This window comes from Clostridium gasigenes (assembly GCF_017348895.1).
GTDB classification, from domain to species: Bacteria; Bacillota; Clostridia; order Clostridiales; family Clostridiaceae; genus Clostridium; species Clostridium gasigenes.
Window position 1 is genome coordinate 3,421,361 of the sequence record NZ_CP071376.1, and the last position, 18,467, is coordinate 3,439,827.

The window sequence follows — 18,467 nt, forward strand, 5'->3', positions numbered from 1 at the left end:
ATGCAAAACAATACAATATGTATTGTTTTGCATTTATATTTGTTTTTTGCATTTTATTTTCAAAAAAATACAGTCATCCTGTTTTTTCTACAAGCTAACTGTGTTTTTAATTGAATATTCAGCATATTTAAAATCATAAATATCATCTATATCAATAGACGATGCTTTGTCCATTATATATGGGTAGCATTTCTCTTTATAAAAGCTTTTATATTTCATAAAATATTTTATGCCACATATATAAATAGCACCATTTATTCTATATTCTTTTTCTATATCTTGCCTTCTTACCTTTTTCAAGTCATAAAAATCTAATGTGTTATTAGATTTTATTTTTGTATTTATATTTGACGGATGATCTAGTTCACATATGCTAACAACTGCGTTCCCACTATTATTTAATAATATATCTACACTTTCTAATATATTTTTTTCATTTCTCAAAGGTGAAGTTGGTTGCAGAAGTATAAAATAATCATAGGTCTTTCCCACACTAGCTAAAGTTTCTAAAACATAAGTTATTACATCTATTGTAGATGTATCATCTTCTGAAAGTTTATTTGGTCTAAGAAATGGAGTTTCTGCACCATATTTATTTCCTATTTTTGCATATTCCTTCGAGTTTGTAGATAATATTATATTATCAAATATATTTGATTTCATTGCTGATTCTACCGTATATGCAAGTAGCGGTTTACCATCTAATTCCATAATATTTTTATCTTTCAATCCCTTTGACCCACTTCTAGCAGGAATTATAGCTAAAAAGCTTTTACCTTTAAACATTACTTCTCCTTATACTTTTAATTTTTCTATTGCATTTTCCATAGCTTCAAACTCACCTATATCTAGCCAATTATTTTCTGAAATTGGATATATCCCTACCACTTCTCCCATTTTTAAAACTTTAGTTATTAACTCTGGCATATCAAAATAAGTATTATCTGGAATATACTTTATAACCTCAGATTCCAATAAATACATTCCTGTATTAACCAAAAATTCTTGCTTTGGTTTTTCATTTAAGCCTTTAATTTCTCCATTTTCATTTAACTCTAATACACCATATGGTATAACATAATTTTTAAGGACAGCTACAACAGTTATTTTATATTTATTAACCTTATGATATTCTAAAATTTTAGAATAATTTGCTTCAACTAATATATCACAGTTTGTTACAAAAAATCTTTCTTTTAAAATATCATCTAGTAGTTTTAAACTCCCTGCAGTACCTAAGGGCTTATCCTCTTCTATAAAAGAAATTTTATATGGATTAACCTGATTAAAATAAGCTTTTATTATATCTTTTTTATAATTTAAAGTAAGATAGTAGTCATTAAATCCATATTCTATAAAATTATTTATTATCCTCTCTATTATAGGTATGTCTACTATTGGAATTAGCCCCTTTGGAATAATGTCTGTATAAGGCTTTAGCCGTGTCCCTTTTCCCCCTGCCATAATTACTATAGGTATATTACTGGTATTATTATAGCTAAAACGCTTATAAAAAAAATCACTCCAAAAAACTACGTCTAAAACTTCCTGATTGTTATTTACAATAGGTATTGCTTCAATACTTTTTTCCATCATAATTTTATTTGCTCTATTAATATTTTCTAATGTTAGAACTATTGGTTTAGTATTCATTATTAATTCTACACTTGAAGCTATATTTCCATTTTTTAATATCCACCGTCTAATATCACCATCAGTAATTACACCAATTAGCTTTTTTTCTTTAACTATTAGCAATATTTTTTTTGCACCTTTATCAAGTTTTTCTATTGCATCTCTAATTGAAGTTTCTATATTTATTATTATTTTACTTACTTCCATAAGATTATTATTAACCTCCCTATAGCTTGCTTACTATATATAGTATATCTTCATTAGTAAGATTGGTACTACACGGTATATTTAATGTTCTTCCTAAATAATAGTTTGCTTTTTCTATTTTAAATGTTTGGTTATTTTTATATGGACGCTGAGTATGAATTAGCCCCCATATTGGCCTTGTTTGAACACCACTTCTTTGCATATGCTTCAAAAGTTCATCCCTTTCTATAGAATATCCTTCTAATATTAAAGAATAAAACCAGTAGTTATTTCTTGCTGTTTTATTAAACTCTAGTAATCTTAATCCTGGAATTTTATCTATATGTTCTTTATATATTTTATAATTATTTATTTTACATGAAATAAATTTTTCTATAGATTCCATTTGAGCAAGACCAATTGCAGCCTGTAAATTTGTCATTCTGTAGTTATACCCTATTTCATTATGAATATAATACACTTCATCATCCTTTGCTTGTGTAGATAAATATCTAGCTTTACTTATAAGTTCTTTACTTCTACCAACTAGCAACCCACCTCCACCAGTTGTTAATATTTTATTACCATTAAAAGAAAATGCCCCAAAATCACCTACAGTTCCTGCATACTTACCTTTATATTTCCCTTCAGTATAATAAGTTCCAAGTGCCTCGGTTGCATCTTCTATTAATTTCAAATTATATTTATCGGCTAATTCTTTTATTTCAGATATTTTAGCCATATTTCCAAAAACATGTACCACCATTATTGCCTTAATTATTTTTGATGTTGCTTTATTTCTAAGGCCTTTTTCTGATAGTTCACATTCTTCTTTTAAAAAGCTTTCTAATTTATTTACATCCATATTTAAACTATCATCACAATCCATAAAAATAGGTTCAGCACCTAAGTACTTTATTGGGTTAACTGTTGCAATAAATGTTAATGTTGGTACAATAACCTCATCTCCTAGTAAAACATCACATAACCTTAAAGCTAAATGTATTGATGCCGTACCACTTTGTGTTGCAACTGCATCCTCAACTTTTAAGTAATCCATTAATGATTTTTCAAATTTAGTAACATATTGTCCTGATGTTGATACCCATTGAGTTTTAATTGCATCTGTTGCATATATTATCTCATTTCCTTTTAAACTCGGAACTGATAATGGTATCATTGCTTCTCCTCCTTATTTTCAATAAATATCTATATATTTTTTTTTTATTCATCTATTAATTCATCTGCTTTGTAATTTTTTTTTGCTTTACTACCCAAGTATATATCCCACTGTTTAGGACTTATACCTGTCCCTGGTCTTTTTACCCCTAAATTTTCACTTGTGAAGTATTCACCAATTTTTATATCTTTTAATGATACTAAGCTCTTTCTTGCATATGTTGAAACTATTCTTTCAGATTCTGTTGGTATTTTTGTATTATTTCCTAATGCTTTTTCAATATTTCTAATTTTACTAACTAACTCTTTTAATTCATGTGGTTCTATACTTGCTTTATGGTCTGGACCATCCATTTCCTTACTTAGTGTAAAATGCTTTTCAATAACTTTAGCTCCTAATGCAACTGCTGCAATTGCTACTTCTGATCCATTAGTATGATCTGAATACCCTATATCAACATTAAATTTTTCTTCTAAAGTTTTCATTGCCATAAGATTTACATTTTCCATAGCTGTTGGATAGTTTGATGTACAGTGTAATAATGTAATGTCTTTTGCACCTGCCCGTATTAAAACTTCCATTGCGAACTCTACATCTCCTAAATTACTCATACCTGTTGAAAGTATTATTTTCTTATTTAAAGAGCCTATTTTTTTTAAATATGGTAGGTTTTCTATTTCACTAGATGGAATTTTATAAATTTCTAAATTTAAATTCTTTAATAACTCAATACTCTCTAAATCAAATGGTGATGATAGAAATTTTATTCCTACTTTATCACAATAGACTTTCAATTCTTTATGATTTTCTATGCTTAACTCTAATTTTTTCAACATTTCATATTGAGTTAATTCTCCACCTTGATTTTCTTTTTGATAACTAGCTCTTTCTGCAACTTTAGTTACAATATTTTCTGATTTAAAGCTTTGAAATTTCACTCCATCAGCACCTGAATCTAATGCTATATCTACTAATTTCTTTGCTATTTCTATACTCCCATTATGATTTACACCAGCTTCAGCTATAATAAATACTTTACTCATTTTTAAACTCCTTTGCTGGGTTTCCTGCTACCCTTATGCTATTAGTTAAATTTTTCAATACAACAGATCCTGCTCCAACCATTACATTTTTACCAATATTTATTCCTTGTAAAATAGTAGCATTGGTTCCGATGTGAGAATCATCTCCAATATTCACCCCTCCGCAAACAACTGCTGCTGTAGCTACATGAACAAATTTCCCAACATTACAATCATGTTCTATAATAGCTTTTGTATTTATAATTGAAAAATCCCCTATTTCTGCACCCGCATTAACAACTGCCCCTTTTCCTATAAAAATACCCGCTCCTAATTTGCTATATATAGAAACATTAGCACTTTTATCAATAATATTTGGATATTTAAAACCTATTAGTTGTAAATTTTTATATATTTTTCTTCTAGTTGTTGTATTTCCAATGCTTCCAATAGAAATAAAGGCGTTAGTTATACCTTTATAATATAGTTCTTTTAACATATTATCTGATCCTACAACCATAGTTCCCATAATTATTTCCCCAATCTTACTTGGATCTAATATACAAGCTATCTCAAATTTATCTCTTATAGAATCCATAACACTTTTGCAGTGACCACCTGCACCTATTAAAATAATTTTTTCCAAAATTAAACTTCACCACCAAATAGTATTAAATTAAATTTAAATATTATATAAGTTAGTTTTATATTTTGATAAATGCCCCTCTTTTTTAAACCACTCAATAGTCTTTAATAAACCTTGTTCCAAGTTATATTCACTTTGCCAAGATGTTAATTCTTTTAATTTTTTATTTGATCCTAAAAGCCTATTAACTTCACTTTTTTCAGGTCTAATCCTAGTATTATCTTCTAATATAATTGCATTTGGATTAATAATATTTATTAGTTTTTTCACTAAATCTTCTATTGATATTTCAATACCTGAGGCAATATTTATTTCCTCTCCTATTGTTTTGTTACTTTTCCATATTTCTTCAAATCCTTTAACTGTATCTAATACAAAGTTAAAGTCTCTAGTTGGATTTAATGAGCCTAAATTTATTTCATTTACTCCAGATAACAATTGAGTAATTATAGTTGGGATTATTGCTCTTGCCGATTGCCTTGGACCATAGGTATTAAAAGGTCTTACTATTGTAACAGGAAGTGAAAAGCTTCTATAAAATGATTCAGCTAACTTATCTGCTCCTATTTTAGAAGCTGAATATGGTGATTGGCCTTGAAATTGGTGATTTTCATCAATTGGTATATATTTAGCTGTTCCATATACCTCCGATGTTGATGTTATTAAAACCCTATCTACATTTAAGTCTCTAGATGCCTGAAGTACATTTAATGTGCCTTTTATATTTGTATCAATATAAGAATCTGGGGAATGATAACTAAATGGAATTCCTATTAAAGCTGCTAAATGAAAAATATCACTTACACCTTTTACTGCTTCTCTAACACCATTTGTATCTCTAATATCCCCTGAAAATATTTCTATTTCATTTAAAATATCCTTTTCTAAAGTATCAAGCCATCCCCAGGTATTAAATGAGTTATAATAAGTAAATGCTTTAACTTTATAGCCCTTCTTAACTAGATTTTCTACTAGATGACTTCCAATAAATCCATCTGCACCTGTTACTAATATTTTTTTCAAATCTACTCCCCCTATAATGAAAAAGAAACTGTTTCCAGTTTCTATATATAATTTTTAAAATTACTCTATTAAATTATCAACTACTACAACCTTATATATAAGATTCCTATTATATATTACAAATAAAAATTCTCCACATTCATTTGTTTTACTAATAGACAAGCACTGTAATTTTCTATATCTGCATTTTTTACATTTAGGATGGTTCCTATAATAGCATCCTAAAGGACAAATGCATTGTAATACTACATTTACTCCACTAGCTGGACATCCATTTTCATATATTACAGTCCCTACTAATACTAGCTGACCTCCATTAAACCTATATTTATAATTATTCATATTTCCACCTAATTATTTTTTAAAACAGAATATACTCTTAACATATAATATATATTTTTACCTTTTTTAACACATATATTATACGCACCTTCATTATTAGTTGTTGTATATCCTAGCTTAGTTACTTTGTATGGATTATAATTACAATCTATTTTACTTGCTTCAATTACTGCATTTTTTATATATCTCCCCTTTGAATCTAAAACCTTTCCCCATAGCAAAGCTTTATTCTGGCTTCTGATTACAATAGTTTTTCTAACTACATTTTTGCAGTTATATTCTTTTGGCTTTAAAACGCATCCTCCATAATATGACACTATATCACATCCTATTTATTTCACTAAAGGAGAGTATACAATAAATTCATAAATCATATTACATAAGGGAAGTATGCTAAAAGCATATTCCCCATTTCTATCCGTATAGGTACAACCTAAAACAGTTCTTTTAGAATCATATATGTTAACCTGAACCACTTCAATTGACGCACCTTTTGTAGGTACTCCTTTTCTTGTAGTAACAACACCTTTAATAATTGTTCTTTTATTTTCAATAATAAATGTGCAATTATTATTTTGACTTAATGAATCTGATGACACTACAATATAATTATTTTTATTTATTGATTTCATACTTCTGCCCTACTCTTTATTTTCATCGTCCTTTGAGATTATGGTTACTAACATAACCCCATCTGTAACATCATCGGATTTTATTTTACTTCCTTGTATTTCTTTACCATTAACATTCATTTTTCCAACTGGGATATCCTTGTATATTTGCCCATTTATTTCTTTACTCATAATATCCTCCTTAAAATATAACGTTTAATTTATACTATGATACTTATTAAAATTCGCTACCTCTTCTTTTACTATTTTTTGTACATCTTCTAACATCTTCTTCATATCTTTAAAATATCCTAGAAGACATTTACTTTGATATTTCATATTTGATGTTAATCTTTCATAATCCTTTACATCCATTCTAAACCTTTCCCTTTTAATATTAGATGTGAAATTATTAAAATAACCACCTAAAAATATACTTTTTTTAGAATTTTCAAAGTTTATTATTTTACTAAAGCATTCCATAAACTCTATAAAATCCTTATCCTCATTATCTATATCAACTAATGATTTGTTTTCATGACATTCTTGTAACAATGTACATTTCTCAATTCCATATTTTGCTTCTTCAATGTAAAAACTTATGAACTCAGTAATATCATTAATAATTTCATCTCTATTTATTTTCATATTATATATTGGTTTAAAATTATATTTACTTGCATTAAATATATTAGTTTTAAATAGATCATCAAAATCCATATGAATAGTACCTTCTATCATCGCACCATTAGATACATTTATATATTCTACTTCATTAATTCTCTTATCTCCTTTAATATAATCTTGGAGAGTTTCTCTAAAACTATTTAATGTGGCATTGGTTTTAACCTCATTCCCATTTACATCTTTCACAAGCTCTGTGGCCTCATAATTTATACTTTTATCTAAGTTGAAAGTAGCCTCTTTTGCATGATGCTTTTCATTAGTATACGCTAAGTCTTGTCCTGCAAAAATTATCGGGTTACAAGCTAGAGTTCGTGCTACATCTACTGCTGTATGAGCTACAGAGCCACCTAAATATATAGATTTTAAGGTATTTAACTCTTCTACAACTTTAGATAATATAGATGACAAATAAATTTTTTCACCTTTATATTCAGAAAGTATTTTTCTGTTGCTGTATTCATAAAAAGCTAATGGTATATCGCTATTTATATATTCACTAATCATTTCATAATTTTCATCTACTGGGTCAATAGTCACTATAAGATTTGGGTTTATTCCATTTTCAATAAGAGCTTTTAATGTTCTACTTCCTGCTACAACTAGATAATTTTTTAAAGCTTCTTTGTTTCTAACCATAGATTTTATATTTTCTTCTAATGACGGACCTGCGGATACGATTATAGCAGGAACATCTTTATACTTTCCTTTTATTTTATCAATTGAAGTTGATTTATTTATAATATCTAAGTTCCAAATTAAATTTCTAATAAACACTTCTCCAAATCGATTTGAAAGAACCATAAACGATAATGAATCAACAAATAAATAATCTAATGCCTGTGTTAATACTTCTGCTTCCTCTTTATATATCTCTTCATAGTTTCCAAAGAATTGAAGATATAAATTATCAAAATTTAAAGGATTTATAAATAAAGATAATTGTTCTTTAACCTTTTCTTTTTCAAATAAAATTAACTTTATTTTGTTATGAGTTAAATTTATAACTTTGTTTTCCTCAAATACATCTTTATTGGGTTCATAAATTATTACTCTATTTTGCTCGCAAATATTTTTTTTAAGCTCATTTAGATATTCTGCTGTATCTATACCAAAAATTATTATAAGAGAATTAAATTTTAAACCATCTAATTCCTTTATTAAATTGTCTATATCTTCTTTATAATTTTCTTTGTTTGCTAAAAAATACTCTTCACTATTTTTTTTTATTTTATAAACATATTTTCCATCTAATGTTTTACATTTTTTCATAGAATCCTCTCTTTTTTTAAAGAGATGTGAAGTTGTCACATCTCTTTAATTTAATTATTATTTAGAATAGAACCTAATATCATAAGCAGTATTTGCTTTTACAGTTATTCCAAATTGTCCGTTTTGATCTGTAAATGTTGTATAATCTGGAGCATCTACATCTGGATCTTTTGCATCTGACCAAATTAAAATAGCTCCACTTGCTAATGCTGCACCAGTTGGTGTTAATGCTGATCCCTTTATTAATGCTAACACCCATAAAGATGTTGATGCATTTTTAGCATTTACTATACCTGATTTTGTACTTGCTGCACTAATAGTTACATTCTTTGGTTTATAATTAGCCATTTAATTTTCCTCCTTTGAAAATAATTTTTTTCATCCTTATATATAGTATTCTTAACTATATATTTAGTTCATTATTTCTTTAACAATACGCAGTAATTCTATACCCATATGAAATTTTGTATGGGAGTGATATTCCATAAGACCCATCTAGCAAAGTAAATGTTATCCCAGTACATACATCCCTATATGGAATATAAGATTCATCAAACACTGTAATTTCTACTGCTGCTTTAGGTATTGGTTCTCCAAATATATTTACTACTCGTCCCTTTAAAAGTGTACGACCTTCATTAATTTGAGAAGCAAAATTAAAATTTAATTCTTTCACTTCGTTATTATATAATTCTATTCCACTTATCATTTTCCTTATAACAGCACACATATTTTCACCTCATTAGGCATTCTTAAAAAAATAATTAACTAGAAGCTTTATAATTTATTTTTTAAGAATGCCTTACTTTAAATTTAATATTCCTCTTTTAATATATATTCAATAAGACCATTCCAACTACTTTTTATATGCTTAAAATATATCTCCTTAGTCTTATCCTTATATTTTTCATATAATTCTTTTTCTTTAATAAGTTTATTAACAAGTATTTTCATTTCAATATAATCATTCACTTTAAATTCATCTGTTAAATATATTGCAACATCTCCAACATCAGTTGAAATAACTGGTATATTTGTTTTTATAGCAACAACTGAACTTAATCCACCACCAAATCTTATAGGATTTAAATACAAATTTGATAGTTCTATGGCTGATACTAGATTCTGCGCATAGGATATATTATATATTTTGTTATATATCTTTGGATCTACCTTGCCTTTAATACTTTCTTTATCAAAAGATCCTATAAAAATTAGAGCTGCACTTTTATTTTCAGCTAATATATCCTCACATAATTTCAAGAACTCTTTAGTTACTTCTGCATTTAACCTATTACCCACTATAGATATTAAAAAAGTATCTTCTGATATTTCTAACTCTTTTCTTGTGTATTTATTTTCGCTATTATCACTTATCATAATATCTGACATTGATATAGGAATTTCTAATGAATATTGATATTCATTAATTTTAGTTTTGGTAATACTATTTACTTCACCTGTATTAACTAAATACTTACCTTGTGATATTGGTAATTCACCACTTATTGCTATTGTATAAGTATTTGTAAATCTATTAGATAAATCTGATAATATACTAGATCCCCCTATAGAAATAATAAATTTAGGATTTAATTTATTTATTGATTGGAGCATTTCCTCTATTCTTTTTATAACTTTTGTATCTTTACCCCCTTGGTCATAATAAATTTCACATCTATTAATATCTTCCTCTAACATAACCCAATTTAAAATATCATCACCATAATCCTCTATATAATTTGCTACTAAGGGATTATAATAATAGTATTCTATTGAAGTTGGCATCTCTCTAGAATTAAATATATAAATTTTTTCTATTCCTGTGAAATTGTCATTTATAGTTTTTGCAATAGATAACAGAACTTTAGTTGGAGAATTATCATTAGCTAAAAATTGATTTGTTATAAATACTGCTATTTTTTCATCTTTAGCCTTTTCTTCTTTTATTAGTGGTACTTTTATACTATTTTTCATTTCAATAGTTCTTAATATATATGAATATATCTTATTTAATCTAATACTATCTTTCGCTTCTATATTTATAAACGCCTGTCTTACTAACTGCCAATATAAATATATTTTTGCTTTAATATTAACACTCTCATTAGTTATTATATTTTTAATTAAACCTAAACATCTTACATCTTTATAAAAGTAATAGTATTGTGAAATTGAAAACACAACTAGATTCAAAGTATTTTCATTTTTAAAATCTATATTTTCCACTCCAAATCTTAATAAATCTCTACATAATTTCATATTACTAATTAATTTTTTATTGTACATTACTAATTTTCTTTCAGATTTTTTCATTTTACATATATTCATTTTTCAACCTACTTATTAATTATTTCATATACCTTTGATGAACTAGATGAACCATATCCTGCAATAAAAAGTAATATTCCTATTTCATTATATATATTCAATTCTCCTTTAAATCTCTAATTTTTCTAGCCGGTACACCTGCATACACACTATAAGGTTCAATATCAATAGTTACTACACTCCCAGCCCCAACTATTGAACATTTCCCTATAGTTATGCCTGGCATTATAGTTGCATTTGCACCTATCCACACATCATCTTCAACTATAATAATTCCTTCTTTTGTCAAAACATCTTTTACATATTGTATTTCATTTATCTCTTTCCCATTGTTAGCTTCAGATTTACAAATAAATACTACATTTGGTGCTATTGATACATTATCTCCAATGTATAAACATATACTTTTCCCAGTTCTAATAACTGTTAGCCCTAAATTTGCCAGAGTATTCTCACCCATTCTAACTCCTAACTTTTCATAATATTGCTTTCTTAGATATGGATCTGGATGATAAAAAGCTATTATCTTTATAAATCTTTCTGGCATAATATCAACATATTTTCTGCAAAATTTATATATATAATTATCTATAAACTTAAGACTTTTTTTTAAAATCATATCCTACTTCCTTTAATTAAATACTTCTTATTAAAATATATATAATGAGGAATTTTCACCACAATTAAATATTAAATCTAATACAGTAACCCCATGTGTTACAAAAGATTCCTTTATCTGCTTATATTCTGGATACTTATAGTCCATATACTCAAGTGATATATTATTACTTGAAAATTTTTGTGGCACTATATAATCTTTCCCTGCTGGCCCTGATAAATAAGTTGTAGCATTTAGCTTTTTACATATTTCGATTACTTTATCACCCTTTATTCCTTTAGCATCTAAATCAAGTGAATTTATAAATTCAGTTTTTATTCCTAGAACCTTTGATATTAACTTTGTTGAATAAATATTTAGTTCTGATAAGTTTGTCCACTCTCTTTTTAAATATAATTCATCTAAAATCCACTCATAATCTTTATAATACTTAGATTTACTATAATTAAGTTTAAAAGCATTATAATGTTTCCTTTGCCAATTTATATTTTTATTAATTTCTGCTTCATATATTTTCTGACCTCTTCTACCGCTATTCATTATGGGTACTGTTATCCATTTTTCTTCTTTTCCTACTAATATTTTATTTCTATTTCTCCAATCATGCTCTGTATATTGAACATCTTCTAAGAATACAAAAGTATCAACCTGATTTATCATGTCAAATACACCCTTCCAGGGAATATAATTAGATTGTAAGATAGCTATTTTTCTCATAACTCCCTCCTTTCTATTTTTAAACTTGATTTATTTTTCAAAATACTTGTTTATTTTATATACTATATAATTTATACTATTTTTATCTAATCCATAATATAATGGTAATCTAACTAATCTTTCACTTTCTTTAGTTGTATAAACATCTACTCCATTAAATCTCCCAAACTTTTTTCCAGCTTTAGATGAATGTAACGGAATATAATGAAATACACTTAGTATTCCATTATTTTTCAAATAATTTATTAGTTTTGTTCTTTCTTCTAAATCTTTAACTTTTATATAAAACATATGTCCATTACTAGTACATTCTTTTGGTATATATGGTCTCTGAATTATTTGTTTATCATTAAGATCCTCTAGTCCCTCATAATATATATTCCATGACTTTAACCTATCTTCGTTTATAGAATTCGCCTCTTCTAACTGTGCATATAAATATGCAGCATTTAGTTCACTTGGTAAATATGATGATCCAATATCAACCCATGAATATTTATCTACTTGCCCTCTAAAGAATTTACTTCTGTTTGTTCCTTTTTCTCTAATTATCTCTGCTCTTTCTATATAATCTTTATTTTTTATTAGAATTGCTCCACCCTCACCCATACTATAATTTTTAGTTTCGTGAAAACTATAACATCCAAAATCACCTATAGTTCCCAGTGCTACTCCTTTATAGAACGACATAACTCCCTGCGCTGCATCCTCAACTACATATAGGTTATTTTTTTTTGCTATTTCCATTATTTTATCCATTTCACAACTTATACCTGCATAATGAACAGGAATTATGACCTTAGTTTTTTCAGTTATTGCATCTTCAATTAAATTTTCATCTATATTCATAGTATCTGGTCTTATATCAACAAAAACTATTTTAGCACCTCTTAAAACAAAAGCATTTACTGTTGAAACAAATGTATATGACGGTGCAATAACTTCATCTCCTTCACATATATTACATAATAATGATGCCATTTCTAATGCATGGGTACATGATGTAGTTAACAATGCTTTATTAGTTTTAAATTTATTTTCAAACCATTCATTACATTTTTTAGTAAATGGTCCATCACCACATATAACTCTATTTTCTTTTATAGCCTTCATAATATATTCTTCTTCTCTACCTATAAATGGAGGCACATTAAAATCTATCATTCTCCACAACCTCGCTTTATTACTTATCGCCTTTACTAATTATATATCCATAATGAAAAAATAACCTTTTGGTTTAATTCCTTCTAATCCTTCATATATATACTTATAATATTTAATAAATTTTCTTTTGTTCCTTAAATGAAAGATTATAATTATATAGTTCTATATTAAATGTATTTTTTGGGAGGTTATTATGAAAAAAAAAGTATGTATCGTGACTAGTACCCGTGCCGATTATAGTTTACTTAAGCCATTAATAAATAAATTTGATATAGCTTTAGACTTTGATTTAAATCTAGTTGTTACTGGAATGCATTTATCTTATGAATTTGGAGCAACCTATAATATTATTGAAGCTGATGGCTTTAAAATAGATAAAAAAATAGAAATTCTATTAAGTTCTGATACTAAAGTTGGAATATCAAAATCAATGGGATTAGCTATTATTAGTTTTTCAGAATATTTTAATGAAACATGTCCTGATATTTTAATAGTTTTAGGTGATAGATTTGAAATTTTTGCTATAGTATCCGCAGCTAATATTGCTAATATTCCGGTTGCACATTTACATGGTGGTGAAACAACTCAAGGTGCTTATGATGAAGCATTTAGACATTGTATAACTAAAATGAGTTATCTTCATTTTACCTCTACTAAAGAGTATTCAAAAAGAGTTATTCAATTAGGAGAAAATCCTATAAGAGTATTTAATGTAGGTTCTATTGGTGTTGAAAACATTAAAACTTTACCTTTATTAAGCTTACAAGAATTAGAAAGTTGTATAGATTTTAAATTGGATTTACCTTATGGACTTATAACATATCATCCTGTAACACTTGAAAAATCAAGTCCTAAAAACCAAGTATATGAACTACTAGATGCTTTAGCTAACTTCTCTAATATGAAATTTTTAATTACTAAAGGAAATTGTGATACAAATGGTAGAGAAATAAACAATATCCTTGAAAAGTATTCTAAAATAAACAATGAAAATTTTAAGTTCTTTACTTCATTAGGTGAAATACCTTATTTAAGTTCTATGAAATACTCTAGCCTTGTAATAGGTAATTCATCTAGTGGAATTCTTGAAGCTCCTTCTTTTAAAATACCAACTGTTAATATAGGCGATAGGCAAAAAGGACGTATTCAGGCAGAATCTATAATAAATTCTGAACCTAATTCTAGTAGTATAACTTTAGCAATAAAAAAATCATTATCACCTGAATTTAAAAATACTTTACAATCTATTGTTAATCCCTACGGTGGTGAAGATACTTGTAATAAAATAATTAATATAATTACTAAGTTCTTAAATTCAACTATTGATTTAAAAAAGACATTTTATAATATTAATTTCTAAAACCACACTATTAGGTCTAAGTTATTATATTGACATTGAATACTTTTCTTGATAAAATAACTCTTATTGTTAGTTAGTATAAGTTAACCTAAAGTTTATCTATACTAAACTTTCTTTTTAAAAAGCAATTATTTTATAGGAGGTTACATGGGAAAGTCATTTTTATTAATAAAATACTTATCTATTGGTTAGAATTAAAAATTTAATTTACGGAGGACTATATTATGAAAATTGAACAATTAGGTAGACATATTTTAGTTGAGTATTACAACTGTGACAAGGATATGCTAAAAGATCATGCAATTATTGAGGAACATATGAAGCAAGCCGCTATTAAAGCAAATGCAACAATAGTTACAAGTTGCTTCCATAAATTTAATCCATGGGGAGTAAGTGGTGCTGTAATAATCCAAGAATCTCATCTTACTATCCACACTTGGCCTGAATATGGATATGCTTCAGTTGATTTATTCACTTGTGGAGACACTGTTAACCCATGGGTTGGCTTTAAATATCTTGAAGATGCTTTAAAATCTGAAAGAAGCGAATCCACAGAAATTGCTAGAGGATTAGTTGATAAAATTAAAAACTTTGGTCATGGTGCTTATGATAATATGGATATAAAATTTAAGATGGAGGAATAGATAATATGGCTAATATGGAATTATGGTATACTGAAAACCAAACTGATAACGTAAATTTTTCAATGAAGGTTAAAGAACACCTTTACTCTGCTCAAAGTGATTTTCAAAAAATAGATATTTTAAACACTTATGAATTTGGTAGAGTTCTTGTTATTGATAATTGGACAATGGTAACAGAGAAGGATGAATTTATTTATCATGAAATGATAACTCATGTAGCAATGTCTACAAATCCTGATATAAAAAATATTCTTGTAATAGGCGCTGGAGATGGTGGTACTGTAAGAGAATTAACTAGATACAATACTATAACTAATATAGATATGGTTGAAATAGATGAATTAGTTGTTAGAGCTTCACAGGAATTTTTACCATTTACAGCTAATAAACTAGAAGATCCTCGTGTTAATTTATATTTTGAGGATGGAATTAAATTTATTTCTGGCAAAGAAAATTTATACGACTTAATTATTGTAGATTCAACTGATCCAATAGGTCCTGGAGAAGGTTTATTTACAAAAGAATTTTACACTGATTGTTTTAATGCCTTAACTGATAAAGGTATACTTATAAATCAATGTGAGAGTCCTTACTATCCAAATAATGCAACAGAAATGAGAAGATCATTTTCTAAATTAGAGGAACTATTTGATGTATGTGAGGCTTACCAATACCATATGCCAACTTATCCATCTGGTCATTGGATGTTCTGCTTTGCATCAAAAAATCTTCATCCACTAAAAGACTTTGATGCTACTAGATGGAATGCTTTAAATTTAACTACTAAATATTATAATACAGATTTACATATAGGCTGTTTTTCATTACCTACTTATGTAAAACAACTACTTAGAGATTAAAACAAATATATATACCTATATTTGCACCAGGGAATAATCACATATCCCGGTGCTTTTTTTATTAATTACCGTGAAGTTAGGTAATCCCTCTAAAACTGATTTAGGTTATTACCAATAAATATATCTTTAATTTGTAATTGAATTCCAATTGACTTATTTAATAACATAAAGTAAACTATTTTTACAAAAAGAATATTGAAGACAGTTCGTAACCATCCTGTCTATAAACAAAACTAGGGCACAACTACGGATTTTAAGTAGTTTTTTTCTTCTAGGGCTGTTTATGCCCTTTTTTATTTGCAAAAAAACACTTTATTACTATATAGTTTCTGCCCTTCATAAATGTATGGAGGCTTAATAATGAAAAAAATAGGATTAACAACCACAGTCCCAGTAGAGGTTCTTATTGCAGCTGGATATGAACCAGTAGATCTAAATAATGTTTTTATAACCTCTTCAGATTATTCAAAATATATAGATATAGCTGAAAGAGATGGTTTTCCTAAGAGCCTATGTGCTTGGATAAAGGGCATCTACGGAGCATGTTTAGAAAATAATATTAAAGAAATAGTTGGAGTTATTGAGGGTGACTGTTCTAATACAAAAGCTCTTATTGAAGTTCTTAATTTAAAAGGAATTACTGTTTATCCATTTTCATTTCCACAAAGTCATAAAAAGGAAGACGTAGAAGTTGAAATAAGAAAATTTATGGATATATTCAATGTTAGCCTAGAGAATGTTGAAGTTGTTAGAAAAAGACTAAATGATATTAGAAAACTAGCTAAAGAACTTGATGAGCTTACATATGTACATAACAAGGCTACTGGCTTTGAAAATCATCTATTTCAGGTAAGCTTAAGTGACTTTAATTGCGACATAAATTCTTTTGAAGCTAGCCTAAAACTAGCTATTGAGACAATTGAAAAAAGAGAACCCCTAAATAAAAAGCTAAGATTAGGCTATATAGGTGTTCCTCCTATGACTTCTGATATATACGAATTTGTTGAAAACCTAAATTCTCATTTTGTATATAATGAGGTCCAAAGAGAATTTGCTTTTCCAAGAGCAGATAAAGCTTTAGATATATTTGAGCAGTATTATGATTACACTTATCCTTATAATACTGAATTTAGAATTAAAGAATTGAAAAAGCAAATTAAAGACAGGAAATTAGATGGTATAATTCACTATACTCAAGCTTTTTGCTACAGAGCAATTGAAGATATAGTATTAAAGCAGTCGTTAGATATTCCAATATTAAATATTGAAGGCGATAAACTAAATACATTAGATGCACGAACTAAACTTAGATTAGAAGCTTTTCTTGATATGCTATTAGATTTAAAGGAGAGTGAAAAATGCGAGTATTAGGTATAGACCTCGGAAGCCGAGAAGTTAAAATTGTTTTAATGGAAGATAATAATATAATACAAAAGGAAAAAATAAGTACCATGAGTTTTTACAGAGATTACTGTAGCTTTGATGGTAAAATAATAGTAGATTTAGAAAAGCTTAATATAGGTCAAATTGATAAAGCAATATCTACAGGTTATGGAAAAAACAATACTGATTTAAAGCTTTTTAAACCTATAAATGAGCTAAAAGCTCATGTTTATGGAGCTATTTATCAAACTTCATTAAAAGATTTTATACTTTTAGATGTAGGTGGCCAAGATGTTAAGGTTATTAAAGTGGAAAAAGGACTTACTACTGATTTAGAACTTAATGAAAAATGTGCTGCCTCTTGTGGAAGATATTTAGAAAACATGGCAAATGTGCTTGAAATATCTCTTGATCATATGAGTAAGTACTCTGAAAATCCTGTAACACTAAATTCAACTTGTGCAGTATTTTCTGAATCAGAATTAATTGGAAAAATAGCTGAGGGCGCTAGTATCGAAAGTCTTTGTGCTGGTGTTAACTACTCTCTTTATAGAAGGCTACACCCTCTTTTAAATAAATTTAAAGGCAAAAAATTAATTATAACTGGTGGTGTTGCTAATAATTCTGCAATAAAAAAATATCTTAAAAATGATTATGAAGAACTAGTATCAGTTGGAGAGCCTCAGTTTAATGGAGCAATCGGTTGTTGCTATTATGGCTTCAACTCTTCTTCACCTACTAACAATATAAGCCACTTTCAAAAAAATGATAGCCCAATTTTCTAGTAT

At 27.4% G+C, this 18,467-nt stretch carries 22 protein-coding genes; 5 read left to right on the forward strand and 17 right to left on the reverse strand.

What is annotated here, in order from left to right:
* Window positions 1-87: 87 nt before the first annotated feature.
* The 17 genes from J1C67_RS15985 to rffA all read right to left on the reverse strand — a co-directional run bounded on the left by J1C67_RS15985 (window position 88) and on the right by rffA (window position 13,432).
* The gene (locus J1C67_RS15985) at window positions 88-786 is read right to left on the reverse strand and encodes an acylneuraminate cytidylyltransferase family protein (protein WP_089966304.1); all 699 of its coding nucleotides are present in this window, start codon (window positions 784-786) and stop codon (window positions 88-90) included.
* 9 nt (window positions 787-795) lie between these two features.
* Window positions 796-1,842, reverse strand: a complete 1,047-nt coding sequence (locus J1C67_RS15990; protein WP_167865182.1) for a nucleotidyltransferase family protein — start codon at window positions 1,840-1,842, stop codon at window positions 796-798.
* Between the two features lie 19 nt (window positions 1,843-1,861).
* Window positions 1,862-3,001: a LegC family aminotransferase gene (locus tag J1C67_RS15995; RefSeq protein ID WP_167865183.1), complete on the reverse strand. Its 1,140-nt coding sequence runs from the start codon at window positions 2,999-3,001 to the stop codon at window positions 1,862-1,864.
* A 44-nt stretch (window positions 3,002-3,045) separates the two neighbouring features.
* Window positions 3,046-4,044: an N-acetylneuraminate synthase gene (neuB, locus tag J1C67_RS16000; protein WP_089966311.1), complete on the reverse strand. Its 999-nt coding sequence runs from the start codon at window positions 4,042-4,044 to the stop codon at window positions 3,046-3,048.
* Window positions 4,037-4,669, reverse strand: coding sequence for an acetyltransferase (locus tag J1C67_RS16005; RefSeq protein ID WP_167865184.1), 633 nt, complete (start codon window positions 4,667-4,669; stop codon window positions 4,037-4,039). Before J1C67_RS16005 ends, neuB begins: the two co-directional genes overlap by 8 nt.
* 36 nt (window positions 4,670-4,705) lie before the next feature.
* Entirely contained in the window at window positions 4,706-5,692 is a 987-nt protein-coding gene (locus J1C67_RS16010) for an NAD-dependent 4,6-dehydratase LegB (protein ID WP_167865185.1), read from the reverse strand.
* 60 nt (window positions 5,693-5,752) lie between these two features.
* Window positions 5,753-6,034 carry a hypothetical protein gene (locus J1C67_RS16015; RefSeq protein WP_089966315.1) on the reverse strand — a complete coding sequence of 94 codons (282 nt, stop codon included), beginning with the start codon at window positions 6,032-6,034 and terminating at the stop codon, window positions 5,753-5,755.
* Window positions 6,035-6,042: 8 nt separating this feature from the next.
* Complete coding sequence (locus J1C67_RS16020) at window positions 6,043-6,351, reverse strand: hypothetical protein (RefSeq protein WP_089966317.1); 309 nt, start codon at window positions 6,349-6,351, stop codon at window positions 6,043-6,045.
* A 15-nt stretch (window positions 6,352-6,366) separates the two neighbouring features.
* A complete protein-coding gene (locus J1C67_RS16025; protein ID WP_089966318.1) occupies window positions 6,367-6,666 on the reverse strand; it encodes a peptidase associated/transthyretin-like domain-containing protein in 300 nt (99 codons plus the stop codon).
* Between the two features lie 9 nt (window positions 6,667-6,675).
* Window positions 6,676-6,837 carry a hypothetical protein gene (locus J1C67_RS16030; RefSeq protein WP_167865186.1) on the reverse strand — a complete coding sequence of 54 codons (162 nt, stop codon included), beginning with the start codon at window positions 6,835-6,837 and terminating at the stop codon, window positions 6,676-6,678.
* A 24-nt stretch (window positions 6,838-6,861) separates the two neighbouring features.
* Window positions 6,862-8,601, reverse strand: a complete 1,740-nt coding sequence (locus J1C67_RS16035) for a motility associated factor glycosyltransferase family protein (protein WP_167865187.1) — start codon at window positions 8,599-8,601, stop codon at window positions 6,862-6,864.
* A 57-nt stretch (window positions 8,602-8,658) separates the two neighbouring features.
* The gene (locus J1C67_RS16040; protein WP_089966322.1) at window positions 8,659-8,949 is read right to left on the reverse strand and encodes a hypothetical protein; all 291 of its coding nucleotides are present in this window, start codon (window positions 8,947-8,949) and stop codon (window positions 8,659-8,661) included.
* Between the two features lie 79 nt (window positions 8,950-9,028).
* A complete protein-coding gene (locus J1C67_RS16045) occupies window positions 9,029-9,331 on the reverse strand; it encodes a hypothetical protein (RefSeq protein WP_167865188.1) in 303 nt (100 codons plus the stop codon).
* Window positions 9,332-9,414: 83 nt separating this feature from the next.
* Window positions 9,415-10,932, reverse strand: a complete 1,518-nt coding sequence (locus J1C67_RS16050; protein WP_167865189.1) for a glycosyltransferase — start codon at window positions 10,930-10,932, stop codon at window positions 9,415-9,417.
* A 97-nt stretch (window positions 10,933-11,029) separates the two neighbouring features.
* Complete coding sequence (locus tag J1C67_RS16055; protein WP_207253526.1) at window positions 11,030-11,551, reverse strand: acyltransferase; 522 nt, start codon at window positions 11,549-11,551, stop codon at window positions 11,030-11,032.
* Window positions 11,552-11,581: 30 nt separating this feature from the next.
* The gene (locus J1C67_RS16060; RefSeq protein WP_167865190.1) at window positions 11,582-12,268 is read right to left on the reverse strand and encodes a WbqC family protein; all 687 of its coding nucleotides are present in this window, start codon (window positions 12,266-12,268) and stop codon (window positions 11,582-11,584) included.
* A 30-nt stretch (window positions 12,269-12,298) separates the two neighbouring features.
* A complete protein-coding gene (gene rffA / locus J1C67_RS16065) occupies window positions 12,299-13,432 on the reverse strand; it encodes a dTDP-4-amino-4,6-dideoxygalactose transaminase (protein WP_167865191.1) in 1,134 nt (377 codons plus the stop codon).
* A 193-nt stretch (window positions 13,433-13,625) separates the two neighbouring features.
* On the opposite strand from rffA, the gene neuC reads away from it, so the two are divergent.
* From neuC to J1C67_RS16090, 5 genes are all read left to right on the forward strand, one after another.
* Window positions 13,626-14,792 carry a UDP-N-acetylglucosamine 2-epimerase gene (gene neuC / locus J1C67_RS16070; RefSeq protein WP_167865192.1) on the forward strand — a complete coding sequence of 389 codons (1,167 nt, stop codon included), beginning with the start codon at window positions 13,626-13,628 and terminating at the stop codon, window positions 14,790-14,792.
* A 230-nt stretch (window positions 14,793-15,022) separates the two neighbouring features.
* Complete coding sequence (gene speD / locus J1C67_RS16075) at window positions 15,023-15,436, forward strand: adenosylmethionine decarboxylase (protein WP_341423414.1); 414 nt, start codon at window positions 15,023-15,025, stop codon at window positions 15,434-15,436.
* Between the two features lie 14 nt (window positions 15,437-15,450).
* Complete coding sequence (gene speE, locus J1C67_RS16080) at window positions 15,451-16,296, forward strand: polyamine aminopropyltransferase (RefSeq protein ID WP_089966548.1); 846 nt, start codon at window positions 15,451-15,453, stop codon at window positions 16,294-16,296.
* Between the two features lie 360 nt (window positions 16,297-16,656).
* A complete protein-coding gene (locus J1C67_RS16085) occupies window positions 16,657-17,667 on the forward strand; it encodes a 2-hydroxyacyl-CoA dehydratase family protein (protein WP_167865193.1) in 1,011 nt (336 codons plus the stop codon).
* A complete protein-coding gene (locus J1C67_RS16090; RefSeq protein ID WP_167865194.1) occupies window positions 17,655-18,464 on the forward strand; it encodes an acyl-CoA dehydratase activase in 810 nt (269 codons plus the stop codon). Before J1C67_RS16085 ends, J1C67_RS16090 begins: the two co-directional genes overlap by 13 nt.
* Window positions 18,465-18,467 lie beyond the last annotated feature (3 nt).

Coding starts and splice junctions, on each gene's coding strand:
- J1C67_RS16035 (WP_167865187.1), bottom strand. CDS start 8,601: ATGAAAAAATGTAAAACATTAGATGGAAAATATGTTTATAAAATAAAA.
- neuB (WP_089966311.1), bottom strand. CDS start 4,044: ATGAGTAAAGTATTTATTATAGCTGAAGCTGGTGTAAATCATAATGGG.
- J1C67_RS15995 (WP_167865183.1), bottom strand. CDS start 3,001: ATGATACCATTATCAGTTCCGAGTTTAAAAGGAAATGAGATAATATAT.
- J1C67_RS16030 (WP_167865186.1), bottom strand. CDS start 6,837: ATGAGTAAAGAAATAAATGGGCAAATATACAAGGATATCCCAGTTGGA.
- J1C67_RS16085 (WP_167865193.1), top strand. CDS start 16,657: ATGAAAAAAATAGGATTAACAACCACAGTCCCAGTAGAGGTTCTTATT.
- J1C67_RS15990 (WP_167865182.1), bottom strand. CDS start 1,842: ATGGAAGTAAGTAAAATAATAATAAATATAGAAACTTCAATTAGAGAT.
- J1C67_RS16040 (WP_089966322.1), bottom strand. CDS start 8,949: ATGGCTAATTATAAACCAAAGAATGTAACTATTAGTGCAGCAAGTACA.
- J1C67_RS15985 (WP_089966304.1), bottom strand. CDS start 786: ATGTTTAAAGGTAAAAGCTTTTTAGCTATAATTCCTGCTAGAAGTGGG.
- J1C67_RS16050 (WP_167865189.1), bottom strand. CDS start 10,932: ATGAATATATGTAAAATGAAAAAATCTGAAAGAAAATTAGTAATGTAC.
- J1C67_RS16090 (WP_167865194.1), top strand. CDS start 17,655: ATGCGAGTATTAGGTATAGACCTCGGAAGCCGAGAAGTTAAAATTGTT.
- J1C67_RS16045 (WP_167865188.1), bottom strand. CDS start 9,331: ATGTGTGCTGTTATAAGGAAAATGATAAGTGGAATAGAATTATATAAT.
- rffA (WP_167865191.1), bottom strand. CDS start 13,432: ATGATAGATTTTAATGTGCCTCCATTTATAGGTAGAGAAGAAGAATAT.
- J1C67_RS16055 (WP_207253526.1), bottom strand. CDS start 11,551: ATGATTTTAAAAAAAAGTCTTAAGTTTATAGATAATTATATATATAAA.
- J1C67_RS16060 (WP_167865190.1), bottom strand. CDS start 12,268: ATGAGAAAAATAGCTATCTTACAATCTAATTATATTCCCTGGAAGGGT.
- speE (WP_089966548.1), top strand. CDS start 15,451: ATGGAATTATGGTATACTGAAAACCAAACTGATAACGTAAATTTTTCA.
- neuC (WP_167865192.1), top strand. CDS start 13,626: ATGAAAAAAAAAGTATGTATCGTGACTAGTACCCGTGCCGATTATAGT.
- J1C67_RS16025 (WP_089966318.1), bottom strand. CDS start 6,666: ATGAAATCAATAAATAAAAATAATTATATTGTAGTGTCATCAGATTCA.
- J1C67_RS16015 (WP_089966315.1), bottom strand. CDS start 6,034: ATGAATAATTATAAATATAGGTTTAATGGAGGTCAGCTAGTATTAGTA.